A 24767-nucleotide genomic window follows, 5' to 3' on the forward strand; every position below is an offset into this window, starting at 1 on the left:
TGCTGACGCGCTGCGAAGAGATCATGCGCAAGGTCTGCGAGGACTTCGAAGCAGAGCTGAAGGAGTTCAACGGCGAACGCGATCACGTCCACCTCCTGGTGCACTACCCGCCCAAGGTCGCCGTCTCGAAGCTGGTCAACAGCCTCAAGGGCGTCTCCGCCCGCCGGATACGGCAGGAGTTCACCGGCCGACTCAACCGCGCCGTCATGCACGGGCACCTGTGGTCGCCCTCGTATTTTTCCGCGTCGTGCGGCGGAGCACCGTTGGCGATCGTCCGCCAGTACATCGAGCAGCAAAAACGTCCGCTCTAAGGTGCACGTCAGAGCAGTCTTGAGATGCATTCATCCCCGGCGTGAACGCCGGGGCTTTCTGCAAGAGTCCCGGTAACTCTCCTTGGTGAACGCCCAGTTCAACCACGAGGAGTGCACGATGGCCCTGTCCCAGTCTGACCTGATACGGCTCCTTGAGTCACTACGCTCGACCGACGGAATCGAGCTCATCCGCGCCATCGCCGAGCGAATGGTGCAGGAGCTGATCGAGGCCGAGGCAAGTGCCCACATCGGCGCGGAGTGGAACGAGCACACGCCGACGCGGACCAACATCCGCAACGGGCACCGCGAGAAGGTGCTGACCACGCTGGCCGGTGATCTGGACCTGGAGATTCCCAAGGTCCGCACCGGCAGCTTCTTCCCCAGCCTGTTGGAGCGACGGCGCCGCATAGACCAGGCCCTGTACGCCGTCATCATGGAGGCATACGTGCACGGCGTCTCCACCCGCAGCGTGGATGACCTGGTCAAAGCCCTCGGCGGGGACAGCGGCATCTCCAAGTCGGAGGTCTCCCGGATCTGTGCGGCCCTGGACGAGCCGCTGACCGCGTTCCGCACCCGCCCGCTCGATCACGTCCGCTTCCCCTACGTCTACCTGGACGCGACCTACTGCAAGGCGCGGGTGAACCACCAGATCGTCTCGCGGGCCGTGGTGGTCGCCACCGGCATCACCGAAGACGGAGGCCGCGAGGTTCTGGGCCTGATGGTCGGAGACAGCGAGAGCGAGGCGTTCTGGAAGGAGTTCCTGCGCTCGCTGCGAGAGCACGGCCTGTCCGGGGTCCGACTGGTCGTCACCGACCAGCACGCCGGACTGGTCGCCGCGGTCCGCAAGGTGATGCTCGGCGCCGCCTGGCAGCGGTGCAGGGTTCATTTCCTGCGAAATGTCTTTAGCGTGATCGACCGGGATTCCGGAGAAATGGTCACCGCGACGATCCGCACGATCTTCACCCAGCCCACCGCCGGCCTCGTGCGCACTCAGCTGGACACCGTCGCCGACATGCTCGGCGCCCAGTTCCCCAAGGTCAAAGCGATGCTGCTGGAGGCGAAGGAGGATCTGACCGCGTTCGCGGACTTCCCGCCCAGGCACGACTCCGTTGGTGATGTTGGTGGGGGCTGACGGTTGGCGCTGGTGGTGGTTGGCTGGTCGGAGCGGGGTCGCGTCAGCAGTAGGGGTGGGAACGATGTCGCTGCGGCGGGAGAGTCATCAGCAGATTCCGGCGAGGACGGTGCGGACGGCCCGGGCGGCGTGTCCGCGGGGCACGCCCGCGATGCTGATCCGGGACCGGCTGGATGTGCTGTTCGAGGACGAGGATTTCGCGGACCTGTTCCCGGCCGACGGCCGACCGGGGCTCTCGCCGGGGCAGTTGGCGATGGTCAGCGTGCTGCAGTTCGCCGAGAACCTCTCGGACCGCGCTGCCGCGGACGCGGTCCGCACCAGGATCGACATCAAATACGCGCTGGGACTGGAGCTGGAGGACCCGGGCTTCGACTACTCGGTGCTGTCCGAGTTCCGGGCCCGGCTGGCCGAGGATGGTGCCGCTGACCGGCTGCTGCAGCTGATGCTCACGCGCCTGACGGAGGCCGGGCTGCTCAAAGCCGGTGGCAGGCAGCGCACCGACGCCACCCACGTGCTGGCCGCGGTGCGCCAGCTCAGCCGCCTGGAACTGGCCGGCGAGAGCATCCGCGCGGCCCTGGAGGAGCTCGCGGTCGCCGACGGGGACTGGCTGCTTGCGCTGATCGAGCCCGACTGGGACAAGAGGTACGGGCGCAAGGTCGAGATCGGCAAGGTCCCCGGCGGGAAAGCCGGGGTCACTGCCCTGGCGGAAACCTTCGGCCGGGACGGGCAGAAGATCCTGGCCGCCGCCTGGGCGCCGGACGCTCCACCCCGGCTGCGGCAACTGCCGCAGGTCGAGATCCTGCGCCAGGTCTGGGTGCACCAGTACTACTGGGACCCGCGTGGCCGTCTGCGCTGGCGCGACGGCCACGCGCTGCCCCCGGCCAGCCTGCGGTTCGATTCTCCCTACGACACCGACGCGCATTTCTGCGTCAAACGGGACACCACCTGGTCCGGATACCGTGCCCATTTCACCGAAACGTGCACCCCGGGACTGCCCGAGGTGGTGGTCCACGTGGCCACCACCATCGCCCCGGTCCAGGACGGTGAGTTGACCGAACGCATTCACGACGACCTGGCCGGGCAGCAGTTAGCCCCGGCCGAGCACGTGGTCGACAGCGCCTACGTCACCGTTGCGAAGATCGAGCGGGCCAGGCGCGTGCACGGCATCGACCTTCTCGGCCCGATCGCCTCCGACCGCAGTCGGCAGGCCACGAGCGCAAGCGGCTTCGACAGGTCCGCGTTCACCGTTGACTGGGACAAACAGCAGGTCACCTGCCCGCAAGGCGCAGTGAGCCTACTGTGGCGGCCGCAGCGGATCGGCGGCCACGACTGCGTCCAGGTTCGCTTCGGCAAGGCCACCTGCCGGGCCTGCCCGGTCCGCGCGCAGTGCACCACCTCCGCCACCCGGCCCCGGACCCTGGCACTGCTACCCACCCGCGAACTCCACGAGATCCAGGCCCGCAACCGCCTGGACCAGCAGACCAGGGACTGGCGGCAGCGTTACGCGATCCGTGCCGGCATCGAGGCCACTCTCTCCCAGAACATCCGCAACTGCGGTCTGCGCCGCTCCCGTTACCGCGGCCTCGCCCGCACCCACGTCCAGCATGTCCTGACCGCGATGGCCTGCAACCTCACCCGCATCGCCGACTGGATCGCCGATCCAGCACCCACCGGCCGCCGACCAACACACTTCCACGCCCTGTGCGCCGGCACCGCATGACTCGCCAAGATCACCAACGGAGTCCAGGCACTGGAAGAAGATCCAGTCGACGAACCCGCTGGAGCGAGTGAACCGGGAGATCAAGCGCAGGATCGACGTCGTCCCGGTCTTTCCCAACGACGACGCGCTCATCCGGCTGGTCACCGCCGTGCTCTTCGAAATGCACGACGAATGGATCGCCTTCCCCCGCCGCTACCTTCCCGAAGGCAGCATGGGCGAGATCTACCGCGAAAGCGCCCCGGCGCTGCCCAACACTCCGAACACGCCCGCCAGTTGATCCGCAACACCACGACGAGGGGCACGATCTGCGCAGACTCTTGCCGCGGCTCCCGAGGCCAGTAGGGCCAAGGCCTCTGCATTGTGCTCGGACGGCTGGCTCGCGCTCCTGCGCGGAGACCACGGCGCCGCCGCCTCACGGGTGGCCCAGTGCCGTACCCTCGCAAAGACCCTGGCGGATGAGCGTGCCGGCGCGGACGCAGAACTGCTCGCCGCGCTGGCCGAGCTCTTCCAGGACGACTTCTCATCCGCCATCTTCCTGCTTGAGTACACCCTTTCCCGCTACCGGGCGCACGGCGCGCTCGGTGTGCGGCACTCACTGTGGCCGACGAACGGCTCGCAACCTAGGCCATGCACCCACCGGGACCGAGAGGTCACGACCCTACCCATGAGGGCTGCAGAAGGGATGGTCCTCTGATGAGCGATCTTGCGCACGCCGACAGCGGACGCGTCCGTGTGGACTACCACCACTTCCTCATCTATGACCCCGAAGCACCTGTGACCGAGGAGGAGCTGGACGTCTCACACAGCGGCCTCATCGCCCTCGGCGATGGTCAGGTGGAGATCCACACCGGCATCCACAGCGGCAACGCGCAGGTCACCGTGGCCGCACACCGCACCGCCCCGGAGGCCGACCCCGGACCGTGGCAGGAGATCGTGGAAGTGTCCGTGCACACCCCATCCGGCGCACTGCTCGTCGGCGCGGTCATGGACGACATGGAGGAAGAACTGCCCTCGCTGGCGGCCTCCGGCCCAGGCGACTATCGGCTGCGGGTACACGCCCGCGGCCGGGACACCGCCGTGGACCTGACCACACGGGAGATCACCGAGCGCTATCTGATCCAGGGCTGGCCGGCCCCGCCGGCACCCCTGCAGATCCTGCGAACCGGCGACCGCTACGGGGCACAGCAGCGCTCATCCGCACCTCCTAGCGCTCCCGTGACCAGCCGCCCCGCCCGTGACCAGTCCGCCCAGGAACGCGACATCCTGCACCGCTCCCTGCGCAACGAGCAGTAGTGGTGGTGCGTCCGGTGGGCTCTGGGAGAGTCACCACCTCGTTGGTGACGGTCTTCTGCACGCCTGGGGCGGCGCATGCTGATCGGCGCAGTCGCGGTGCGGCGTGGGGCGTGCTGTCCTGGGATGGTAGGCAGGGGAGTGCACCGATGCGGCATCTTGGGGCTTTCGTCTCCGCCCGGTCGCCCGCGCCGACCGGAGCGGGTGGGGGGTTGCTGCCGGCGCGGGAGCTCGCGGTGTCCTGGCTTCTGGTCGTCGCGATCGCGGTGCCGGCCTGGGTGCTGACCGTGGGGCAGGCCCGGGACATGGGGGTCGGGCCCGGCACGATGGGGATGGCGCTGCCGCTGTTCCTGTTGCTCTGGGTGACGATGATGGCGGCCATGATGCTGCCGTCCATGGCGCCGGTGGCCGTCACCTGGGTACGGGGGATCGGGCGGCGGTCGTCCGGGTGGAGCCGGGCGGGGCGCACCCTTGAGTTCGCGGGCGGGTATCTGCTGGTGTGGACCGGCTTCGGGCTGCTCGCCTACGCGGCCCTGGCCTTCACCGGTGACCTCGTCGACGATCATCCCACCGCTGGACGCTGGATCGGCTCGGTCGCCTTCCTCCTGGCGGGCCTGTACCAGCTCGGCCCCCTCAAGAACGTCTGCCTGCGGCACTGCCGCGACCCCATGAGCCACCTGGTGCGCTACGCCGGGTTCCGGCAGCCGGCCCGCGATCTGCGGGTGGGCGTCCACCACGGCGCCTACTGCGTCGGCTGCTGCGCGGGACTGATGGTCGTCCTCGTGCCGCTCGGGGTGATGAACGTGGCGGCGATGGCCGGGCTGGCCGTGGTGATCTTCGTGGAGAAGCTGTGGTCACGGGGGCCCCTGCTCGCCCGGGTGCTGGGCGTCGCCTTCCTGGTTCTGGCCGTGCTGGCGCCGTTCCAGGACTGGCTGCTGCCGGGGCTGCGGGAATCGGCGCCTTCGATGGGCGGCATGTGAACAACTGCGGCAAGCTGGAAAAAAGGAGGCCGCCTCGCGATCCGCGTGCGGGCTCGGGACGCGCGGTCTCGCCCCTACGAAGGAGCTCCCTCGGGCTCGACGGGAGGGAAGCGAGATGACGGAACAGGTCACCAAAGGAACCCGCTGGCATCTGGCCGGCGACTGGTTCGACGTGTGCAAATGCGCAATACCTTGCCCCTGCACGTTCGCGCAGCCCCCGACCTACGGTGACTGCGAAGGCGTGCTGGTCTGGCACATCCGTGAGGGCAACTACGGCGACGTACGGCTCGACGATCTCAACGTTCTGATGCTGGGCGCGTTCGTGGGCAACGTCTGGGCCGGCGAGCACACCGACGCGTATGCCGCGGTCTTCCTCGACGAACGCGCCGACGACCGGCAGCGCGCCGCCCTCGGGACCGTCTTCGGCGGTGAGGCGGGAGGCTGGCCGGCACGGTTCGGGGAGATGCTCCGGCCCGAGATGCGTGGCATGGACATCGCGCCGATCCGTGTGGAGATCGACAAGGACCTCGCCACCTGGAGAGCCGAGATTCCCGGCCGGGTCACGGCCACCGCCGAGGCGCTCACCGGCCCGACGACGCCGGCTGGCGCCCGCGTCCAGGTCTACAACGCCCCGGGCGCTGAGGTCGGACCGGGCCAGGTCGCCACCTGGGGCCGGGCCACCGCCGACCGCGCCGACGCGTTCGGCTTCTCGTGGGAACGCTCGGGAAAATCGAGCAAGTACTTCCCCTTCGACTGGACGGGACCCGACTGAGCGCGGGGATCAATGAGCGCCGGGAGCGAGAAAGGGAAGCAGCGGTGAGGGCTAGCACCGCTCGGGTGGAGAACTCCTCGTAGAGGCCGCCGCACGGGCCGTGTAGGCCATCGCCGGGTTGCGGTCGGCGGTGTCCAGGGGCAGCCGGCCCAGCAGGGCAGTAGCCCCCGCACACGGACTCGCCGCGCCGTGCACCGCAGCGTCGTCGCCGGAACGCCCGAGCGCACGGCCGGCTGCGGTATGCGGTAGCCCGTCACACCGCCGACGGTAAACCTTCCACCCCGCTTCCACTGCCGGCAGCGGACTGATGAGCGCCGCCAGACAGAGCATCGCCGGTATCTACGGCCTCCCGGCATACCGGGGATGCCGGCTGCCGCGCGACGGGCGCCCTGGCCTATCCCCCGCCCAGCTAGGCCACCGTCTGAGGGCGCAGCGCGGGCGCGGGCACGAGGCCGCGGGTGAAGGGATTGGCGTCGGCCTCGCGCTGCTGCGTCCACACCCGCGGGTGGTCCTGGCGCAGCCCCGTGACGAAGACCGTGCCGGTGGCCGGTGGCGAGGTACAGGCGGGCGGTGATCTCGCCGTTGCGGCCGGCCGACACCATCTCGACGTCATGTACGGGCCCGGCGACGCTTGCGATCACCGAGGCTCTCCCTTGTGGATACCCCGGCCTTCAGGCCGGGGAGGAAACGAAGCTCCTGCGGAGCAGGGCAGGAACAGTCGAATCGCCGTCAGGGCGATTCGGCGTCCACCGTCCACCGGCCGACACCCTTGACTCACACGGAATCTGATAGAGAGTGAGGCATGACGCGGCAGGTCAAGCGGGCTTTCAAGTACCGCTTTTACCCCACCGGCGAGCAGGCAGCGGAGCTGTCCCGCACGTTCGGCTGCGTCCGCCTCGTCTACAACAAGGCGCTGGAGCAGCGCACACGAGCCTGGTACGGCGAGCAGCGACGGATCTCCTACGTGCAGTCGTCCGCAGCGCTGACGCAGTGGAAGAAGACCGGGGAACTCGCCTTCCTTTCGGAGGTGTCCTCCGTCCCGCTCCAGCAGGCGCTGCGCCATCTTCAGACGGCGTTCGCCAACTTCTTCGCCAAGAGGGCCAAGTACCCCCGGTGCAAGTCGCGGAAGAAGTCCCGCGCGTCGGCCGAGTACACCCGCAGCGCCTTCACCTGGCGCGACGGGAAACTGACGCTGGCGAAGATGACCGATCCCCTGGATGTCCGCTGGTCGCGTCCGCTCCCACGGGGTGCGCAGCCCACAACGGTCACCGTGTCCCGTGACAGCGCGGGCCGCTGGTTCGTGTCCCTGCTGTGCCAGGACACCATCGCCCCGGCCCCCGCCACCGATGCGGCCGTCGGCCTGGACGCCGGGATCACCTCCCTCGTGACCCTGTCCACCGGGGAGAAGGTCGCCAACCCCAAGCACGAGCGGCGCGACCGCGCCCGGCTGGCCCGCGCGCAGCGGGATCTGTCGCGCAAGGCGAAGGGCTCGGCGAACCGGGAGAAGGCCCGGCGTCGCGTCGCCGGGGTCCACGCGCGGATCGCCGACCGGCGCCGCGACTTCCTGCACCAGCTGACCACTCGACTCGTCCGTGAGAACCAAACGGTTGTGATCGAGGACCTCGCCGTCCGCAACCTGCTGAAGAACGGCACGCTCGCCCGAGCCGTCTCCGATGCGGCGTGGACGGATCTGCGCATGATGCTGGAGTACAAGTGCGCCTGGTACGGGCGCGAACTCGTCGTGATCGACCGCTGGTTCCCCTCCAGCAAGCTGTGCGGGGCCTGCGGCACGGTCCGCGGGAAGCTGCCGCTGAACGTCCGCGCGTGGACGTGTGACTGCGGCACCGTGCACGACCGCGACGTGAACGCGGCACGCAACATCCTGGCCGCCGGGGTGGCGGCGTCTGCCTGTGGAGACGGTGTAAGACCTCAACGGGAGTCCTCCCGGACGGGGCAGTCGTCGGTGAAGCAGGAACCCCAGCGGGCGACCGCTGGAATCCCCCGCCCTTAGGCGGAGGAGGAAGTCAACTGCAGTGCATCGACGGGCAGTTCGGTCAGGCGGTGCGTTGCCACGGGTGGTGCTCCAGGGGGAGGGTCGTGGTGGCGGCTCGATCTGCATGCCCAGCTCGTGCTCGAGCGCGGGGGCGTGGGGGAAGTCAGGGTCAATGAGGGTTCGCCGCCCGTGACCTGGAGCCGGATCACGCCGGTGTCCCGCATCACGTGCAGAAGCTTCCTTGCCGGACCAGTCGAGGCCTGCGAAGTGCTTGGGGCCGAGGTGGCACATCTTGCGGTCTTCGTCGCAGGCCGGCCCAGAATCGCGCCTGCCAGGAAGCCCGCCCCGGGCCACCAGCTCGTCGATCAGCTGGTCGTTGAGTGGGCTTCTGCGCTCCGGGGGCTTGACTTGGTCATGAGTGCAGCGTCCAGGGACGGAATGACGGCCCCGGCGAAAGGGGAGACACCGGGGCCGTCGGCTCATGGGCTATCGCGGACAGCCGGCCCCCTACGAAAGGGGATGCGCAGGAGACCGGCCGGATGGCACAACTCAGGCGTCGTCGCGAAGGGCGACCCTTGTGATTGCTGCCCAGAGCGCCTTAACGGCGAGAGCGACAGCAAAGCGAGACGCTAATTCCTTGAACCACGACTCCTTTTCCTTTGTGGCCATCTTGCATCCTCCTACTCCAGACATGCAGTCGGCCTTGTGGCCTCCTGCCAGGGCGGGTAAAGGGGGCCCGCCCCGTCCGTGTGAGATACCCGGCCCCGCCAGCTCCCCTTTAGCGGGCGGGGCCGGTCCCTCTATGCGCCTGGAGTAGATAGGTGCATAGGGTGCATCATAGGGCCCAACTCGGCACCGAGGAAGGCACGTTGCCGCAATCGGCGGCAGCGGCCACCGACTCCCCACAGCTGCCTGCACCACCTCCGCCGGTACGCTCGACCGACGCGTCCTTTGGCAGCGGCGGTCCGTCCGCGGCCGCGAGCGGATACCCCCGGGGCGGGCGCGCTCCGCGTCGGCTGAGCGATGCCACGTTTCTGCCCCACCGCTTGGCTGGCTGGTGCACGACGATGAACTCCCCTTCGTCGAGGGCACCTTGGTCGGGTGGAAGGTCGAGCACCTATCGAAGGAGCGGGAGGCGCCACCGGTGTGCTTCTGGTCCTCGAAGACCGGCGCCACCGCGGCGGATGTGGACCGCTGGTGGCGGAGGTTCTTGAGGAGATTCGATTCGACCTGGAGCACACGTTTCAGGTTCACAAAACGACGCTCGGATGGACCACCCCGAAGATCCGTGCTCCCGAGGCGGCGGACCTGCTGGACCTGGCTCCTGCTCGTCGCCCACACCCAGCTCCGCCTCGCCCGACCGCTGGCCACACATATCCGCCGACCCTGGGAGAAGCCGGTAGATGCTACGCGTTCGTCTGATCAGCCGGTTTGTTGTGGATCGGGACCCAGCGCCGCCCATTCCAATAGGGCGGGGGCGACTTCGGCCATGGCGTCCGGCGAGAGATTGTGCTGCCTCGTGAGGGATGTGCCGGGCGCGGCGGGGGTCTCCTCGGTGCTGGTAGTGCACCGCCAGAACTGCGGTCCGTGCCGGAGAGCGCATGGCCGGGTGCGGCGTGGTGAACGTCTGCGGGCGTGAGCGCCCCCGGTCGAAGTCCTGGCGAACCCTCGGCACCTGATCTCGACCAACCCGAGATCCCAGCAGAGTCAAGCTCAGGGCATGGCCGGCATCTCCAGCGGATGAAGCACGAGGCGCGAGGGGACAAGGGCGGCCCGGTCAGCCGACCTTGAGAAGGCCGGCTTCGACGACGGCGCGGCCGAAGGGGCTTGCGAGCTCGGCGAGACGCTCGCAGCCGGTATCACCCAGGGCGGTGTAGGCAGGAAGGGCCAGGTGGTCGGTGCGGTCCTCGATGTGCCGGCGCAGGGCCGCGCCTTTCGGGCTGAGGGAGTCTTTGTCGAGGAGACCTTGCTTGCGCAGGCGCTCCTCGGCGGCGGCCCACTCGTCTTCGGGCCATGCGCGGCTGGCCTTGAGGAAGTCGACGGGAACCTCACCGGTGGCGGCGTGCAGAATCAGGGCCTCCAGGCCCCCGACGCCCTCGCTCAGCAGGCACGCGACATGGCCGTCTCCGCGGAACTCCCGGAGCAGTGTCTGGGCGTGCCACAGCTGCAATACCGGCTCCTGAGGCCAAGGCAGTGCGGCATGCGCGGCGAACAGCGGGCGGCCCTGTGCGTGTTCGCGGGCCGCGTCGGCGGCCCGGCGGGTCAGCGCCAGCACCTCGTCCAAGTCGGGCAACTCGTGGATTCCTGCCCGTCGCAGGGCTTCGCCCGCCGCGGCATGACGCGCGTTCAACACCTGCTGCGGGGTCGTGGTGTCCCAGGCCCCGTCGACCGCCTGCCGGACGACATCGGGGTTGAAGTTGTAGAAGGTCGAGATGACCAGCTCGGCGGATGCCCGGCCGAACACGGCGCTCCGGGAGGTGAAGTACCCGGCCCGACCGCTCAGTCCGAGGTCCGCGTACCGTCGCCTTGCCTCGGGGGCGAAGTAGATCATGGCGTGGACGGGCTCGAGGCGGCGCCAGGCGGCACGCGCAGTCTCCATGGGGTTACCTTTTCTGAGGGTCGACGACAGGGTTCTCGCTGCGGGTTCAGTACTCGCCGTGCGCTCGGAGATGATCGAGCAGCAGGCGGCTCAGCGTTTCGGGCGCCTCCTCGGGGACCCAGTGGCTGACGCCCTGGAGGGTCTCGAACCGGTACGGCCCGTTCACCCATCGCTCGGTCTCCTGCGCGGCTGCCGGGCCGAACGCGCTGTCGTCCGTGCTCCAGACGTACAGCGTGGGCACGTCGATGACGCCGATCGCGCGTTCGGGGCGGCCGGCCCTGTACCAGTTCAGCGCGGCAGTGAGGGCGCCCGGCTGGGACAGGTGGCGCACGTAGGCGTCCGCACTGTCTTGCGGGACCTTTACGGCGTAGAAATCGCGAAGCTCTCGGGCATCGTGGGCGAGCATGCGCTCCTCGGTCGCGGGAGTTTCGCGCCAGTCGATCATGTAGTGGGAGCGTTTGCGCTGATCCTGGTCGGTGCGCAGGGCGGTGGCCAGAGCACCGGGGTGCGGGGTCGAGACAACCGTCAGGGTGCGTACGCGGCCGGGGTGGGCGTGCGCGGTCCACCATGCCACCGCGCCTCCCCAGTCGTGGCCGACCAGGTCGAACGCCGCCCAGCCCAGTTCCTCCGTGATCGCGACCACGTCGTCGACGAGATGGCTGATGCGATAGTCCTCGGGCCGCTGTGGGCGGGCGCCGGGGGAGTACCCACGCTGGTCGGGTGCCACCACCCGGTAGCCGTGCGCGGCCAGCGCCTCGATCTGCCGCCGCCACGCCAGCCCGGTCTGCGGGAAGCCGTGCAACAGCAGCACCGGGCGTCCGTCGGGCGGACCTGCCGCGATCGCATCGAATACGCCCGCACCCGTGGAGATGCTCAGCTGAGTCACGATCCACCCTTCGTACCGACTGGTCGGTACTCTTCAGGGGGAGGGCAGGGCTGTCAAGGGTGGATTGTGGTTGAACTTGACGCCGGATTCAACTATAACCGGTCGGAAGGCCGACCCCTGTCACCCCAGTTGGCGTTCGGCACCGCCTACCGGCAATCGAGCCCGTCCGGCTCACGGAGCTCGGAGTTCAGGCCCAGCCCCCCGAAGCCCAAACGAACCGGACCAACAGCAGACAGTGAGGCGACATGAGGGAAGCAGTCATCGTTTCGACGGCGCGGACGCCGATCGGGAAGGCTTACCGCGGCGCGTTCAACGACACCCAGGCGCAGCAGCTTGCCGCCCATGCCCTTTCGCACGCGGTACAGCGCGCCGGGCTCGAGGGAGGTGAGGTCGAAGACGTGATCCTCGGCTGCGCAGTGCAGCAGGGATCCTCAGGTGTCAATGTCGCGCGTCAGGCCGTTCTGCGTGCCGGACTTCCGGACACCGTGTCGGGGATGTCGATCGACCGGCAGTGTTCGTCGGGCCTCATGGCCATTGCGACGGCCGCCAAGCAGATCATCGGCGACGGTATGCAGATCGCTGTCGGCGGCGGTGTCGAGTCGATCTCCTTGGTGCAGAACGACCACATGAACACCCACCGCATGGCGGATCCCTGGCTGGTCGAGCACAAGCCGAGCATCTACATGCCGATGCTGCACACGGCGGAGATCGTCGCCGAACGCTACGGCGTGAGCCGGGAACGCCAGGACGAGTTCGCGCTGGTGTCACAGCAGCGCACCGCGGCGGCGCAGGAGGCCGGGCGGTTCGACCAGGAGATCGTCGCGCTCGACAGCGTCAAGAAGGTTCTGGACAAGCAGTCCGGGGAGGTGCGGGACGAGGCCGTGACCCTGACCCGGGACGAGGGCAATCGCGCGTCGACGACGCTCGAGGGCCTGGCCGGCTTGGCGCCGGTGCTGCCCGACGGTCAGGTGACTGCGCGCTCCTGCGTCACGGCGGGCAACTCCTCGCAGCTGTCGGACGGGGCTTCGGCGTCGGTGCTGATGGAGGCGAAGGAGGCCGAGCGCCGCGGACTGGAACCGCTGGGCGTCTACCGGGGGATGACCGTTGCCGGTTGCGGGCCGGACGAGATGGGCATCGGTCCGGTGTTCGCCATTCCGAAGCTGCTGAAGCAGCACGACCTCACCATCGACGACATCGGCCTGTGGGAACTCAACGAGGCGTTCGCGTCCCAGGCGCTGTACTGCCGGGACGAACTGCACATCGACCCGGAGCGGTTCAACGTCAACGGCGGCGCCATCTCGGTCGGTCATCCGTATGGGATGACCGGCGCCCGGCTGGTGGGGCATGCCCTCATCGAGGGCAAGCGCCGGGGCGTTCGTTATGTGGTGATCTCGATGTGCATCGGCGGCGGAATGGGCGCAGCCGGACTGTTCGAGGTTGCCTGAGGTGTCGAGCGTGACGGACACGGCGCGAACCGCAGTCCTCGTGGACTTCGGCGGGGTCATCACCTCCAGTGTGCTGCGGGCTTTCACCGACTTCGGCGCCTCGCTCGGCGGCGACCCGCACCTGCCGCTGGACCTCCTCGGCCGGGACGAGGCATCACGCACCCTCCTGGCCGACCACGAGTGTGGCCGTATCGACGCCGAAGCCTTCGAGCGGGGATTCGCCGAACGGCTCCGAGCCCACGGCGCCGACGTGGTGGCCGAAGGGCTCACGGCCCGCATGCAGGCGGGTTTGTCGATCGACCAGGACATGCTCGCGCTGCTCGGTGATCTCCGAGCCGCCGGCCGTCCCGTGGCGCTCGTGTCCAATTCGTTCGGTACCGGAACCTACGACGGGGTCGAACTCGCCGCCGTCGCCGATGTGATCGTCATCTCCGCAGAGGTCGGGATCCGCAAGCCCTCCCGGCGGATCTACGAGATCGCATGCGAACGCCTCGGCATCGACCCCGAGAAGGCGGTCATGATCGACGACCTGCAGCAGAACCTGGACGGAGCGGCACGGATCGGAATCGGGGGCGTACGGCACACCAGCGCCGCCGACACCCGCCGCCAACTCGCCGAACGCTTCGGGATCACCACCTGACGATCCACCGGCCGGGCGCAGTGAGGCCGGTCATCCGGCCACACCGCCCGAGGACTCGACGCCGAAGCCGGGCCAAGTCAACTCAGCGACGAGTGTGCGAGCCACACCATCACCTGCTCACCTTCCGGAAGGCACCGCCCATGGCCAGCGTTTTCGATCCTGTGTGCCGCCACGCGGCCGCCACCCCCGACAACATCGCACTGCGCGGCGCCACGGATCAGTGGACCTATCTTCAGCTGCGGGACGCGAGCGCACGGTACGCGGGGGCTTTGGCCGCCGCAGGGCTGTCCCCCGGGGACCGGGTGCTGCTCGCAGCGCCGTCGGTGCCCGAGTTCGTGGTGGCTTACCTCGGGATCCAGGCCGCGGGCTGTGTCGTGGTGCCGGTCAACACGATGTCCACCCGGCCCGAGGTCGAGTACGTTCTCGGCGACGCCGGATGCTCATTGGCGATCGCATGGCACGCCCTCGGCCCCGCTGTCGCGGAGGCGGCAGCGGCGCTCTCGGTGCCTTCTTGGACGCTGTCTCCGGGCGCGTCGGCCACCGCTGCCCCTGCCGACATCGTCGACCGGGACCGCGACGAGACCGCGGCCATCCTGTACACCTCGGGAACCACGGGGCGGCCGAAGGGCGCCCAGCTCAGCGTCGGGAACCTGCTCTCCGCCGGGGAGATCGGCGCCGAGTGCAGCCGCGCCTCGAGCGCCGACCGTACCGGCACCGGACTCCCGCTGTTCCACGTGTTCGGCCAGGCATCGGTCATGATGGCGAGCTTGACCGTGGGCGGCTCGATGTCGTTGCTGGCCCGATTCGACCCGGCGTCGATGCTGGACATGCTGCGCCGCGACCGGCTCACCATCATGGCCGGCGTGCCGACGATGTGGAACGCGCTGCTGCACGCGGCAGGCGATGCCAGCCCGGTGGACTTCGCCGGGCTCCGTGTCGCCGTCTCCGGCGGCGCGTCGCTTCCCGGGGAGATCGCCCGGGCCTTCGAGGCCCGCTTCGGCTGCACCCTCCTCGAGGGGTACGGGCTCACCGAGACCACCGCGTTCGGCACCTTCAACGACATCGACCGCGGCGGCAAGACCGGGTACACCGGCAGGGCAGTCCCGCGGATGCAGGTTCAGGTGCGTGATGTCGACGGCAAGCAGTGCCTGCCGGGTACCGTCGGAGAGGTCCACATCAAGGGACCCACGGTGATGCGCGGCTACTGGAACCGTCCCGCGGACACCGCCGCGGCCCTCTCGTCCGACGGCTGGTTGCGGACCGGCGACCTCGGTGAGACCGACACGGACGGCGACCTTCGCATCGTGGACCGCATCAAAGACCTGATCATCCGCGGCGGGTACAACGTCTACCCCGGCGAGGTCGAGGAAGTTCTCTACGAGCACCCCGACATCGTCGAGGCGGCCGTCATCGGCGTTCCCGACGACCACTACGGCGAGGAGGTCGCTGCGCTCATCGCGGCCCGGCCCGGTTCGGAACTCGGGGCCGCCGAGGTGTCCGGTTGGGCGCGAGAGCGGCTGTCCGCCTACAAGATCCCGCGCATCGTCCGGTTCGTCGACGCACTGCCCAAGGGCCCCACCGGGAAGATCCTCAAGCGGTCCATCGACCGTACCGCCCTGACCCGCGACACCGCCGTCGGTGACATTGCCGCCCGCCCCTGAACCCCGGAAACCAGGACATCAGCCTGCCCCGTCTGCCCCTTGGGATATATGACTATGGCGTCGGATTCAAGTAAAGTCCCGGGGATGGACACCACCGCGCCCGAGGAGACTGACAGCGAGCAGGCACCGCCCGTGGCGCCCTTCTCGCAACTTCGCGAGCCGCCCACGACCCAGCGCGGAGCGCGGACCCGGGCCGCTTTGGTGAAGGCCGCGCGCAAGGTGTTCGAACGGGACGGCTACCTCGACACCCGCCTGACCGACATCACCAAAGAGGCTCGATGCGCGGCGGGATCCTTCTACACCTACTTCGCCAACAAGGAAGAGGTCCTTGCCGCCGTCCTCCTGGAGGCGCAGGAGGACATGATGCACCCCGGCATGGGCCGGGTGCAGGGCACCGACGATCCCTATGCGGTACTCGAGGCGAGTAACCGCGCCTATCTCGCGGCATACCAGCGGAACGCCAAGCTGATGGCGCTGCTCGAGCAGGTCGCCCAAGTGGAGCCGGAGTTCCGTGAGTTCCGCAGGCGGCGCGGGGACGCGTTCATCCGCCGTAACGCCCGCGGCATCGCCGACCTGCAGGCGCGGGATGTCGCAGACCGTGAGGTCGATCCGATGATGGCGTCCCGTGCGCTGTCGGGAATGGTCAGCGTCATGGCCTACAACGCCTTCGTGCGCAGTGAAGGGCAGGAAGACGGTACGCCGGTGGACTTCGAGGAGCTCGTGTCCACGGTCACCCGACTCTGGGCGAATGCCCTACGGTTCCCCGGCCACCGCTGATCCACCCGCCTCGTAGCCGCTCACCCCCCTGGGGTTGGGCGGCTTTCTCCATGTGGTTCCGCGTGGCTCCGTGGCCTCAACTATTGAACTTGACGTCGGATTCAATTATACAGGTCGGAACGCATCGCAGGCCCCGTCAACGGAGAGGGTTGCCGTGAACGTTGCACAAAGAGTCGCCATCGTCACCGGTGGGGGTGGCGGCATCGGCGGCGCGCTGGTCGCACGGCTCGCTCGCGAGGGTGCCCGGGTCGTCGTCGCAGACCTCGACGCGGACAGCGCGCGGGAGGTGTCGCAGACAGTCAACGCCGACCATCCGGGAAGCACCGTCAGCGCCGGCTCCGACGTGTCGGACACCGCCCAGATCCAGCAGTTGGTCGCCCTGGCGGAGAGCGCCTTCGGGCCGGTCGATCTCTACTTCGCGAACGCGGGTATCGCCGGCGCACTCGGCCTCGACGCGAGCGAGCAGGACTGGGACCGCTCGATCGACGTCAACCTGCGAGCCCACATCCGTGCGGCAAGGCTGCTGGTACCGCAGTGGCTCGAGCGCGGTGAGGGCTACTTCGTCAGCACGGCGTCGGCGGCCGGACTGCTCACCCAGATCGGCTCCGCCACCTACGCCGTCACCAAGCACGCGGCCGTCGCCTTCGCCGAGTGGCTGAGTGTCACCTACGGCGATCGCGGGGTCCGGGTCAGCTGTCTGTGCCCGATGGGGGTGAACACCGAGCTGCTGTCCTCCGGGGAGGACTCCGGGGACGCGCTGGGAAGAGCCGCGACGCGGGCCGTCACCTCCGCCGGTGACGTACTGGAGCCCGCCGAAGTCGCCGACGCCGTCCTGGCCGCCGTAGAGGACGAGCGCTTCCTCGTCCTGCCGCATGAAGACGTTCTCGAGATGTACCGGCACAAGGGCTCGGACTACGACCGGTGGCTGCGCGGAATGCGTCGGTACCAGAGCTCCCTGCTGGCGCAGGCATGACCGGCGCGCCGGGCGAGCTCGTCCTCGCCGAACACCGAGGACCGGTGCTGGTGCTCACGTTCAACCGGCCCGCCAAGCTGAACGCCTGGACCGACGAACTCGAGGACTGCTATTTCGCGCTGCTCGACGCCGCCGAAGACGACCCGGACGTACGCGCCGTCGTGGTCACCGGCGCGGGACGCGGATTCTGCGCCGGAGCCGACCTGCAACGGCTGCAGGCGGTCGGCGAGGTCTCCGAGGCGGACAGGGCACGGCGCCGTCCGCGGGACGTTCCGCGGACCCTGCGTAAACCGCTGATCGGAGCGATCAACGGGGTGGCCGCCGGCCTGGGCATGGTGGAGGCGCTCTACTGCGACGTTCGCTTCGGGTCGCCCTCGGCCCGGTTCACCACCGCATTCGCGCAACGCGGGCTGATCGCCGAGTACGGGATCTCCTGGCTGTTGCCCCGCATGGTGGGGCACAGCCGGGCAGCGGACCTGTTGCTGTCGAGTCGCATGGTGGATGCCGAGGAGGCCTTCCGAGTCGGACTCCTCGACCACCTGGTCCCCACCGGCAGCGTGGTCGACGCCGCTGTCGCGTACGCCGCCGATCTGGCGAGCAGCTGCTCCCCGGCATCCATGGCCACCATCAAGAGCCAGCTGAGCAACGACGCGGACGGCACCTACGCCGATTCCGTGACCCGGGCGGAAGGCCTCATGCTCCAGGCCTTCCGCGGGTCCGACGTCATCGAGGGCGTGGCCAGTCATCTGGACAAGCGCCCGCCCAACTTTCCCTCCCTCCCCGTAAGGAGTTCGGATGTCCCTGTTTGAGATGTCGGACCGCGCCAAGAAATACCGGGCGGATCTGCTCGAGTTCATGGATGAGCACATCTACCCCGCCGAGGCGGTGTACCACGAGCAGATGCGCGCGTCGGGCGACCCGCACTTCCACCCGCCGATCCTCGAGGAGCTCAAGGCGGAGGCGCGCAGGCGTGGACTGTGGAACCTCTTCCACCCGCATCCGCAGTGGGGCCCCGGTCTGACGAACCTCGAGTACGCGCCGCTGGCGGAGATCATGGGGCGCAGCCACATCGCCCCCGAGGCGTGCAACTGCAACGCGCCCGACACCGGCAACATGGAGGTGCTCACGCTGTTCGGCAGCGCCGAGCACACGGAGAAGTACCTCAAGCCCCTGCTCGACGGAACGATGGCCTCGGCCTTCGCGATGACCGAGCCGCGTGTCGCCAGCTCCGACGCCACGAACATTGAGCTGCGGATGGAGCGCGACGGAGACGAGTACGTGCTCAACGGCCGCAAGTGGTTCGCCTCGAACGCGATGCACAAGAACTGCAAGGTGCTCATCGTGATGGGCAAGACCGATCCCACGGCAGCCCCGCACCGCCAGCAGTCCATGATGGTCGTCCCGATCGACGCCCCCGGGGTCACCGTCGTCCGCAACCTCCCGGTGTTCGGGTACGCGGATCGCGAAGGCCATGCGGAGATCATCTTCGAGGATGTCCGGGTGCCGGCCAAGGACCTGCTCAAGGGCGAGGGTGAGGGCTTCGCGATCAGCCAGGCCCGGCTCGGGCCCGGTCGTATCCACCACTGCATGCGGGCCATCGGCGCGGCCGAGCGGGCGCTGGAACTGATGTGCCGGCGCGCACAGTCACGGGTGACCTTCGGCAGTCCGCTCGCCGAACGGTCCAACATCCAGGACTGGATCGCGGAAGCGCGTATCGACATCGAGATGATCCGCCTGCTCACACTCAAGGCCGCGTATCTCATGGACACGGTCGGGAACAAGGAAGCGCGCACCGAGATCGCGGCCATCAAGGTGGCCGCCCCCGACATCGCGTTGAAGATCGTCGACCGCGCGATTCAGGTGCACGGGGGAGCGGGAGTGACCGACGACTTCCCCTTGGCGATGATGTACGCGCATCTGCGGACATTGCGACTGGCGGACGGTCCCGACGAGGTCCACAAGCGGGCCATCGCCAAGCAGGAACTGCGGCAGTACCGCGACGCGGCGACGGCGGCGGTGAGCTGAGATGGCAGGACTCGATCTCACCGGTCGCACTGCCGTCGTCACCGGGGCCTCGCGCGGTATCGGGCTGGCGATCGCCCAGGCCATCGCGGAGGCCGGCGCAAACGTCGTCCTCACCTCCCGCTCCCAGGAGGCGGCGGACGCCGCCGCGGCCCAGGTCAAGGGCCAAGCGGTCGGCGTCGGTGCGCACGCGGTCGACGAAGAGGCGGCTCAGCGCTGTGTGGATCTGACGCTCGAACGCTTCGGCAGCCTGGACATCCTCGTCAACAACGCGGGGACCAACCCGGCCTACGGGCCGGTCATCGAACAGGACCACGGTCGGTTCGCGAAGACCTTCGACGTGAACCTGTGGGCGCCCGTCCTGTGGACGGGTCTGGCCACGCGGGCCTGGATGGGGGAGCACGGCGGGGCGGTCGTCAACACCGCGTCGGTGGGCGGCATGGCCGCCGAGGCGAACATCGGGCTGTACAACGCTTCGAAAGCCGCACTGATCCATCTCACCAGGCAACTGGCCCTGGAGCTCTCACCAAAGGTCCGCGTCAACGCGGTGGCACCGGGTGTGGTGCGCACGAAACTGGCCGAGGCTCTGTGGAAGGAGCACGAGCAGGCCGTGTCCGCCTCGATGGCACTGGGCCGCATCGGCGAGCCTGCCGACATCGCCTCCGCGGTCGCCTTCCTCGTCTCGGACGCCGCGAACTGGATCACCGGCGAGACCCTGGTGATCGACGGCGGGCAACTGCTCGGTGACGCGCTCCCGTTCAGGCAAGGAGTCGGCATCGGTGTCTAGCGCGGACATCGTCGGAATCGACGCCGGGGCGGTGGGCCGCTGGCTCGCCACCCTCGGCGTCGACTTCGCCCGGCCCTTGGCCTTCGAGCGGATCGGGCTGGGCCAGTCGAATCTGACGTATCTCGTACAGGATCAGGACGGTCGCAAATGGGTGCTGCGGCGTCCACCGCTGGGCCGCCTGCTGGCGTCGGCGCACGACGTGGCCCGCGAGGCGCGGATTCTGACCGCCCTGGAGAGCACCGCCGTCCCGACCCCGCGGGTGCTCGGGCTGACCGATGATCCCGCCGTGACCGACGTCCCGCTGCTGCTCATGGAGTTCGTAGACGGCGAGGTCGTCGACCGGATGTCGATCGCGCGGTCGTTGACGCCCGAGCGCCGCCGGGCCATCGGGATGTCGTTGCCGCGGACGCTGGCGAAGATCCACGCGGTCGATCTCGAGGCGACCGGGCTGACCAGTCTGGCCAGCCACAAGCCGTATGCGCAGCGTCAGCTCAAGCGGTGGTCGGCCCAGTGGGAGAGGTCCAGGACACGCGAGCTGCCCGCCCTGGAGGACCTCACCCGGCGCCTCGTCGCGGCCGTACCGGAGCAGCGCGAACTGACGCTCGTGCACGGCGACTTCCATCTGCGCAACGTCATCACCTCCTACGACAGTGGAGAGGTGACCGCGGTCCTCGACTGGGAGCTGTCGACGCTGGGGGATCCCTTGGCGGACATGGGCAGCCTGCTGGCCTACTGGCCGGCCAAGAGCGAGAACACCTCGGGCGACTTCGCCGCGACCGCTCTCGACGGCTTCCCACCGCGCGAGGAACTCGTGGCGGCCTACTCGGCGGCGTCGGGACGCGACCTGACGGCGCTGGGCTACTGGCACGCGATGGGACTGTGGAAGGTCGCGATCATCGCGGAGGGCGTGATGCGCCGCGCAATGGACGAACCGCGGAACAAGGCCGCGTCCGGGACCCCGACCGCAGAGCGCATCGACGCACTGGTGGCGAAGGCCCACGAAGTCGCCGACACGGCAGGCATCTGAACCGATCGCCTGCCCAGGGGACTTTGAGACTCACGCATAGCAGCAAAGGAGCGGTGATGAGGCAAGCAGCACTCGCGTCGATGGCGCGGACGCCGAGCGGGAAGGCGTGCATCGGCGGCGGCATGGGCGCGGCAGGGCGGATCGGGGTGGTGTCGTGAACCCTGCCGCACTGTTCGACGTCAGCGGGAAGACCGTGGTGGTGACCGGCGGCTCACGCGGAATCGGGCTGATGATCGCGCACGGTTTTGTGGCGGCCGGGGCCACGGTGATCATCTCCTCCCGCACGGCCGAGGCATGCGAGAAGGCGGCAGCAGAATTGTCCGCGCTGACGACTGCCGGCGCCGGAACCTGTCTGGCGCACCCGGCGGACCTGTCCACCGCCGAGGGTCTCGAGAGCCTGACCCAGCGGGTCGCGGAAGTCGCGCCACGGCTGAACGTCCTGGTCAACAATGCGGGAGCCGCCTGGGGTGCGCCGATCGGCGAGTTCCCCGACTCGGGCTTCGACAAGGTGCTGAACGTCAACGTCAAGGCGGTCTTCTCGCTGACGCAGCGGCTGCTGCCGCAGCTGCGGTCGGCCGCCACCGCGGAGGACCCCGCACGAGTGATCAACATCGGGTCGATCGACGGGCTCGTGGTCTCCGCGTCCGACAACTTCTCCTACGTCGCGAGCAAGGCGGCGGTGCACATGCTGACCCGCAAGATGGCGGCCACGCTGGCGAGTGATCACATCACCGTCAACGCCCTTGCTCCGGGCCCGTTCCCGACCAAGATGATGGCGCACGTCCTGGGCGACCCCGAACTGCGGGACGCCGTGGTCGAGCGGGTGCCCCTCGGCCGCGTCGGCACCCCCGAGGACATCGCGAGTCCGGCGATCTTCCTCGCCTCCCGCGCGGGCGCCTATCTGACCGGCACGGTGATCCCCGTGGACGGCGGGATCTCCGGGACGCGCTGACCGTTCGTGTGTGAAGGTCAGCGCCCACACCCGAATTACCCCCCACGCACCCTCACCCCCGAAAGGCGGCTTCGGAAGCGATGAGCTGGTTCGACGACAGGCCGTGGACGGCGCAGTACACCGAAAGGCTGCGGGAGGTGGAACCGGCCCCGGCCCGCACCACGCTGGAACTGCTGTCGGGGGCGGTGGCCACCGCCCCCGACAGCCCGGCCACCACCTACCTCGGTGGCACGCTGACCTACCGGGAAGTGGATGAGCTCTCCGACGGAGTGGCGCACTACCTGCTCGAGCGTGGCTGCCGCCCCGGCGACCGGCTGGCGGTGTACCTGCAGAACATCCCGCAGTTCCTGCTGGCGCTGTTCGGTGCCTGGAAGGCGGGCGGCGCAGTCGTACCGCTCAACCCGATGTACCGGGACGAACTCGCGCACATCCTAACCGACGCGGGGGTGTCGGCGATCGTGTGCGATGAGCAGGCCTGGGCGGAACACGTCCGGGAGCGGGCCACCACGGCAGGGGTGACGACAGCGCTCACCGCCTGCCCGCTGGACCTGCAAACTCTGGACGACGCGCGCATCTTCGCCGGTCTGACCCGGGAGCGCCGCGAGGGCGCGGACGACATCCTCGACGTGGCGAGGGCACGGGTGGGGCGGCGACCCACCCAACCCGGGCTGACACCGGACGACATCGCACTGATCTCCTACACCTCGGGCACCAGCGGACTGCCGAAGGGGGCGACCAACACCCATCGCAACCTGACCGTCAACGCGGTGCCGCTGCGGCTGCACGACGAGATCCCCCCGGGCTCGCCGATCTTCGCGCTGGCCCCGCTGTTCCACATCACCGGCATGGTCGTCCAACTGCTCAACGCGGTCGACCTGGCGAGCCCCCTGGTACTCGCCCACCGCTTCGAGCCGGGCGTGGTGATCGACACGCTGAAGCGGGAACGGCCCGCCTACATGGTCGGGCCGTCCACCGCATACATGGCGCTGATGGCACACCCCGACTTCTCCGCCGAGGCGTTCGCCTCACTGAGGACCCTCAACTCCGGCGGCGCCCCGCTGCCGCCCGCGGTCGTCGAGCGGTTCCGAGAGCAGACGGGACTGTACATCCGCAACGGCTACGGCCTCACGGAGACCAGTTCGCCTTGCGTGGTGGTGCCGGTGGGCAGACAGGCTCCCGTGGATCCCGACTCGGGCACCTTGTCGATCGGCCTTCCCCTTCCCGCAGCGATGGTCCGCATCGTCGACGAGGAGGGCAGGGACCTGGGACCGAACGTGGTCGGCGAGATCGCGGTCGAAGGCCCCATGGTGGTTCCCGCGTACTGGAACCGGCCCGACGCCACCGCGGAGTCGATCCCGAACGGGCGGCTGCTCACCGGCGACGTCGGTTTCGTGGACCGGCAGGGCTGGGTGTACGTGGTGGACCGCAAGAAGGACATGATCAACGCCTCCGGGTTCAAGGTGTGGCCCCGCGAGGTCGAGGACGTCCTCTACCGGCACCCCGCGGTGCGCGAGGCGGCCGTGGTCGGTGTGTCCGACCCCTACCGTGGCGAGACGGTGGCGGCGTTCGTCAGCCTGAGGCCCGAAGGATCCGTCGAGCCCGAAGAGCTGGTCGCCCACTGCCGCGAGCACCTGGCCGCCTACAAGGCCCCTCGGACCGTCAGCATCCGGGACGACCTGCCCAAGACCACCAGCGGCAAGATCCTGCGCCGCGAACTGCGCGGGGCGGCGTCCGCGTGACGAGTGAGAGGAGCCGAAGCATGGCCGGCCTGCCAAAGGTCCTGGCCCTCGACGAGATCGCGCCGGACCGGTTCCGGTCCGGTCCGATCCCCAGCGAGTGGGCGCGGACGTTCGGTGGCCAGATCGCCGCCCAGTCGCTGATGTCAGCGGCGCGTACCCTCGACCGGTCGTACTCGGCTCACTCGCTGCACGGGTACTTCCTGCGGCCCGGCCGTCCGCACGAGCCGACCGACCATCTGGTCGAGCGGATCCGCGACGGCGGCAGCTTCTGCACCCGCCGGGTGACCGCGGTCCAGGCGGGGGAGGCGATCTTCACGGTGACGGCGTCGTTCCATCGCGGGGACGACGGCTTCTCCCACCAGATGGACATGCCGGCCGTGCCGGCACCTGACGACATCCCGGAGTCCGACCGCATCCACGGCTGGGGCATGCCGCGGCCCGCGGAGTGGCGCGACTGGGAGATGCGATGGGTGCCCGGGGGCGAGACCGCCCACGTCCCGGGGGCGCCGGCCTGCCAGCGGGTGTGGATCCGGTACGGACGTCCGCTGCCGGACGACGGTGCCGTCCACGCCTGCGCGCTGACCTACCTCAGCGACATGGCGCTGCTGGGCTCCGCGCGGCTGCCACATCCGCACACCGCCGTACAGGGCGCGTCGTTGGACCATTCGGTGTGGTTCCTGCGTCCCTTCCGCGCGGACGAGTGGCTGCTGTACGACCAGACCTCCCCTTCGGCCGAGCACGGCCGGGCGCTCACCCGAGGAAGGCTGTTCGACACGGGCGGGCGTCTCGTGGCCGCCGTCGCGCAGGAGGGTCTCATGCGCTTCGAACGGCCCCGGCCGACGGAGGGCGGCGACAGGGAAATGTCCCGGTCATCCCCAGCTTCAGCCGTCCCCGACTCGCGTTGACCAACGACTCGTCAAGGAAATGGTGCCGACCATCCGTTGTTCTTCGCAGGGAATCCCGGCCTTCAGGCCGGGCGGGAATGCGATCTTCGGCCCGGAGGCGCGCAGCGCCGGAGTTCTCTGCGCCTGTGTGGTGAGGGTCAGGCTGGGCGCTTCTGG

22 protein-coding genes and 2 pseudogenes are annotated in these 24767 nt (G+C 69.0%); 20 read left to right on the plus strand and 4 right to left on the minus strand.

The features are described 5' to 3' along the window. The 7 genes and pseudogenes from tnpA to F7R91_RS40100 form a co-directional block, all read left to right on the plus strand. Positions 1–311: IS200/IS605 family transposase (gene tnpA / locus F7R91_RS40070; RefSeq protein WP_225321084.1), on the plus strand; the 311-nt coding region annotated here is incomplete at its 5' end. Positions 312–429: 118 nt separating this feature from the next. Continuing rightward, positions 430–1413 (plus strand): annotated as a pseudogene (locus F7R91_RS40075) (IS256 family transposase); the annotation flags it as partial. A 94-nt stretch (positions 1414–1507) separates the two neighbouring features. After that, positions 1508–3163 (plus strand): IS1182 family transposase, encoded by a 1656-nt coding sequence (locus tag F7R91_RS40080; protein WP_150958584.1) that lies wholly within the window; start codon positions 1508–1510, stop codon positions 3161–3163. Between the two features lie 28 nt (positions 3164–3191). After that, a pseudogene (locus F7R91_RS40085) lies at positions 3192–3440 on the plus strand (transposase); the annotation flags it as partial. A gap of 416 nt (positions 3441–3856) precedes the next feature. Continuing rightward, positions 3857–4456: a hypothetical protein gene (locus tag F7R91_RS40090; RefSeq protein ID WP_150958585.1), complete on the plus strand. Its 600-nt coding sequence runs from the start codon at positions 3857–3859 to the stop codon at positions 4454–4456. Between the two features lie 146 nt (positions 4457–4602). Beyond that, positions 4603–5433 carry a DUF2182 domain-containing protein gene (locus tag F7R91_RS40095; protein WP_225321085.1) on the plus strand — a complete coding sequence of 277 codons (831 nt, stop codon included), beginning with the start codon at positions 4603–4605 and terminating at the stop codon, positions 5431–5433. A gap of 115 nt (positions 5434–5548) precedes the next feature. Further along, complete coding sequence (locus tag F7R91_RS40100; RefSeq protein WP_150958590.1) at positions 5549–6205, plus strand: DUF1326 domain-containing protein; 657 nt, start codon at positions 5549–5551, stop codon at positions 6203–6205. Positions 6206–6614: 409 nt separating this feature from the next. Here F7R91_RS40100 and F7R91_RS40110 read toward each other — a convergent pair whose 3' ends face one another. Next, complete coding sequence (locus F7R91_RS40110) at positions 6615–6818, minus strand: hypothetical protein (protein WP_150958592.1); 204 nt, start codon at positions 6816–6818, stop codon at positions 6615–6617. Between the two features lie 189 nt (positions 6819–7007). Here F7R91_RS40110 and F7R91_RS40115 point away from each other — a divergent pair, with 189 nt between their 5' ends. Further along, positions 7008–8216, plus strand: a complete 1209-nt coding sequence (locus tag F7R91_RS40115) for an RNA-guided endonuclease InsQ/TnpB family protein (protein ID WP_150958593.1) — start codon at positions 7008–7010, stop codon at positions 8214–8216. A gap of 1759 nt (positions 8217–9975) precedes the next feature. On the opposite strand, the gene F7R91_RS40125 is transcribed toward F7R91_RS40115, so the two are convergent. Next, on the minus strand, positions 9976–10797 hold the full coding sequence (locus tag F7R91_RS40125) for an SCO6745 family protein (RefSeq protein ID WP_150958594.1): 822 nt from the start codon (positions 10795–10797) through the stop codon (positions 9976–9978). A 46-nt stretch (positions 10798–10843) separates the two neighbouring features. Beyond that, on the minus strand, positions 10844–11686 hold the full coding sequence (locus F7R91_RS40130; RefSeq protein WP_191971868.1) for an alpha/beta fold hydrolase: 843 nt from the start codon (positions 11684–11686) through the stop codon (positions 10844–10846). Positions 11687–11928: 242 nt separating this feature from the next. Here F7R91_RS40130 and F7R91_RS40135 point away from each other — a divergent pair, with 242 nt between their 5' ends. The 12 genes from F7R91_RS40135 (at position 11929) to F7R91_RS40190 (ending at position 24611) form a co-directional block, all read left to right on the plus strand. After that, the gene (locus F7R91_RS40135) at positions 11929–13128 is read left to right on the plus strand and encodes an acetyl-CoA C-acyltransferase (RefSeq protein ID WP_150958595.1); all 1200 of its coding nucleotides are present in this window, start codon (positions 11929–11931) and stop codon (positions 13126–13128) included. 10 nt (positions 13129–13138) lie between these two features. Next, positions 13139–13768 (plus strand): HAD family hydrolase, encoded by a 630-nt coding sequence (locus F7R91_RS40140; protein ID WP_225321086.1) that lies wholly within the window; start codon positions 13139–13141, stop codon positions 13766–13768. A gap of 140 nt (positions 13769–13908) precedes the next feature. Further along, entirely contained in the window at positions 13909–15429 is a 1521-nt protein-coding gene (locus F7R91_RS40145; protein ID WP_150958599.1) for a class I adenylate-forming enzyme family protein, read from the plus strand. Between the two features lie 84 nt (positions 15430–15513). Beyond that, positions 15514–16206, plus strand: coding sequence for a TetR/AcrR family transcriptional regulator (locus F7R91_RS40150; RefSeq protein ID WP_150958601.1), 693 nt, complete (start codon positions 15514–15516; stop codon positions 16204–16206). Positions 16207–16360: 154 nt separating this feature from the next. Further along, positions 16361–17179 (plus strand): SDR family oxidoreductase, encoded by an 819-nt coding sequence (locus tag F7R91_RS40155; protein WP_150958603.1) that lies wholly within the window; start codon positions 16361–16363, stop codon positions 17177–17179. Next, the gene (locus F7R91_RS40160; RefSeq protein ID WP_150958605.1) at positions 17176–17988 is read left to right on the plus strand and encodes an enoyl-CoA hydratase-related protein; all 813 of its coding nucleotides are present in this window, start codon (positions 17176–17178) and stop codon (positions 17986–17988) included. Before F7R91_RS40155 ends, F7R91_RS40160 begins: the two co-directional genes overlap by 4 nt. Continuing rightward, positions 17975–19204: an acyl-CoA dehydrogenase family protein gene (locus F7R91_RS40165; protein ID WP_150958607.1), complete on the plus strand. Its 1230-nt coding sequence runs from the start codon at positions 17975–17977 to the stop codon at positions 19202–19204. The genes F7R91_RS40160 and F7R91_RS40165 overlap by 14 nt, the downstream gene beginning before the upstream one ends. Position 19205: 1 nt before the next feature. Beyond that, a complete protein-coding gene (locus tag F7R91_RS40170) occupies positions 19206–19988 on the plus strand; it encodes an SDR family oxidoreductase (RefSeq protein ID WP_150958608.1) in 783 nt (260 codons plus the stop codon). Then, complete coding sequence (locus F7R91_RS40175; protein WP_150958609.1) at positions 19981–21015, plus strand: phosphotransferase family protein; 1035 nt, start codon at positions 19981–19983, stop codon at positions 21013–21015. The genes F7R91_RS40170 and F7R91_RS40175 overlap by 8 nt, the downstream gene beginning before the upstream one ends. 154 nt (positions 21016–21169) lie before the next feature. Then, positions 21170–21967: an SDR family oxidoreductase gene (locus tag F7R91_RS40180; protein ID WP_150958610.1), complete on the plus strand. Its 798-nt coding sequence runs from the start codon at positions 21170–21172 to the stop codon at positions 21965–21967. A gap of 80 nt (positions 21968–22047) precedes the next feature. Beyond that, positions 22048–23706, plus strand: coding sequence for an AMP-binding protein (locus F7R91_RS40185; protein WP_150958611.1), 1659 nt, complete (start codon positions 22048–22050; stop codon positions 23704–23706). Positions 23707–23726: 20 nt separating this feature from the next. Then, the gene (locus F7R91_RS40190; protein ID WP_150958612.1) at positions 23727–24611 is read left to right on the plus strand and encodes an acyl-CoA thioesterase; all 885 of its coding nucleotides are present in this window, start codon (positions 23727–23729) and stop codon (positions 24609–24611) included. Here the strand turns inward: F7R91_RS40190 and F7R91_RS43520 are convergent. After that, the coding region (locus F7R91_RS43520; RefSeq protein WP_225321087.1) for a hypothetical protein at positions 24588–24767 on the minus strand (180 nt) is incomplete at its 5' end. The two genes, F7R91_RS40190 and F7R91_RS43520, sit on opposite strands and share 24 nt — an antisense overlap.

It is taken from the genome of Streptomyces luteolifulvus (assembly GCF_008806595.1).
GTDB classification, from domain to species: domain Bacteria; phylum Actinomycetota; class Actinomycetes; order Streptomycetales; family Streptomycetaceae; genus Streptomyces; species Streptomyces luteolifulvus.

Bases quoted from the DNA above. Each gene is read 5' to 3' on its own strand.
- F7R91_RS40080 (WP_150958584.1), top strand. From the start codon at position 1,508: ATGTCGCTGCGGCGGGAGAGTCATCAGCAGATTCCGGCGAGGACGGTG.
- F7R91_RS40090 (WP_150958585.1), top strand. From the start codon at position 3,857: ATGAGCGATCTTGCGCACGCCGACAGCGGACGCGTCCGTGTGGACTAC.
- F7R91_RS40095 (WP_225321085.1), top strand. From the start codon at position 4,603: ATGCGGCATCTTGGGGCTTTCGTCTCCGCCCGGTCGCCCGCGCCGACC.
- F7R91_RS40100 (WP_150958590.1), top strand. From the start codon at position 5,549: ATGACGGAACAGGTCACCAAAGGAACCCGCTGGCATCTGGCCGGCGAC.
- F7R91_RS40110 (WP_150958592.1), bottom strand. From the start codon at position 6,818: ATGACGTCGAGATGGTGTCGGCCGGCCGCAACGGCGAGATCACCGCCC.
- F7R91_RS40115 (WP_150958593.1), top strand. From the start codon at position 7,008: ATGACGCGGCAGGTCAAGCGGGCTTTCAAGTACCGCTTTTACCCCACC.
- F7R91_RS40125 (WP_150958594.1), bottom strand. From the start codon at position 10,797: ATGGAGACTGCGCGTGCCGCCTGGCGCCGCCTCGAGCCCGTCCACGCC.
- F7R91_RS40135 (WP_150958595.1), top strand. From the start codon at position 11,929: ATGAGGGAAGCAGTCATCGTTTCGACGGCGCGGACGCCGATCGGGAAG.
- F7R91_RS40145 (WP_150958599.1), top strand. From the start codon at position 13,909: ATGGCCAGCGTTTTCGATCCTGTGTGCCGCCACGCGGCCGCCACCCCC.
- F7R91_RS40150 (WP_150958601.1), top strand. From the start codon at position 15,514: ATGGACACCACCGCGCCCGAGGAGACTGACAGCGAGCAGGCACCGCCC.
- F7R91_RS40160 (WP_150958605.1), top strand. From the start codon at position 17,176: ATGACCGGCGCGCCGGGCGAGCTCGTCCTCGCCGAACACCGAGGACCG.
- F7R91_RS40165 (WP_150958607.1), top strand. From the start codon at position 17,975: ATGTCCCTGTTTGAGATGTCGGACCGCGCCAAGAAATACCGGGCGGAT.
- F7R91_RS40170 (WP_150958608.1), top strand. From the start codon at position 19,206: ATGGCAGGACTCGATCTCACCGGTCGCACTGCCGTCGTCACCGGGGCC.
- F7R91_RS40185 (WP_150958611.1), top strand. From the start codon at position 22,048: ATGAGCTGGTTCGACGACAGGCCGTGGACGGCGCAGTACACCGAAAGG.
- F7R91_RS40190 (WP_150958612.1), top strand. From the start codon at position 23,727: ATGGCCGGCCTGCCAAAGGTCCTGGCCCTCGACGAGATCGCGCCGGAC.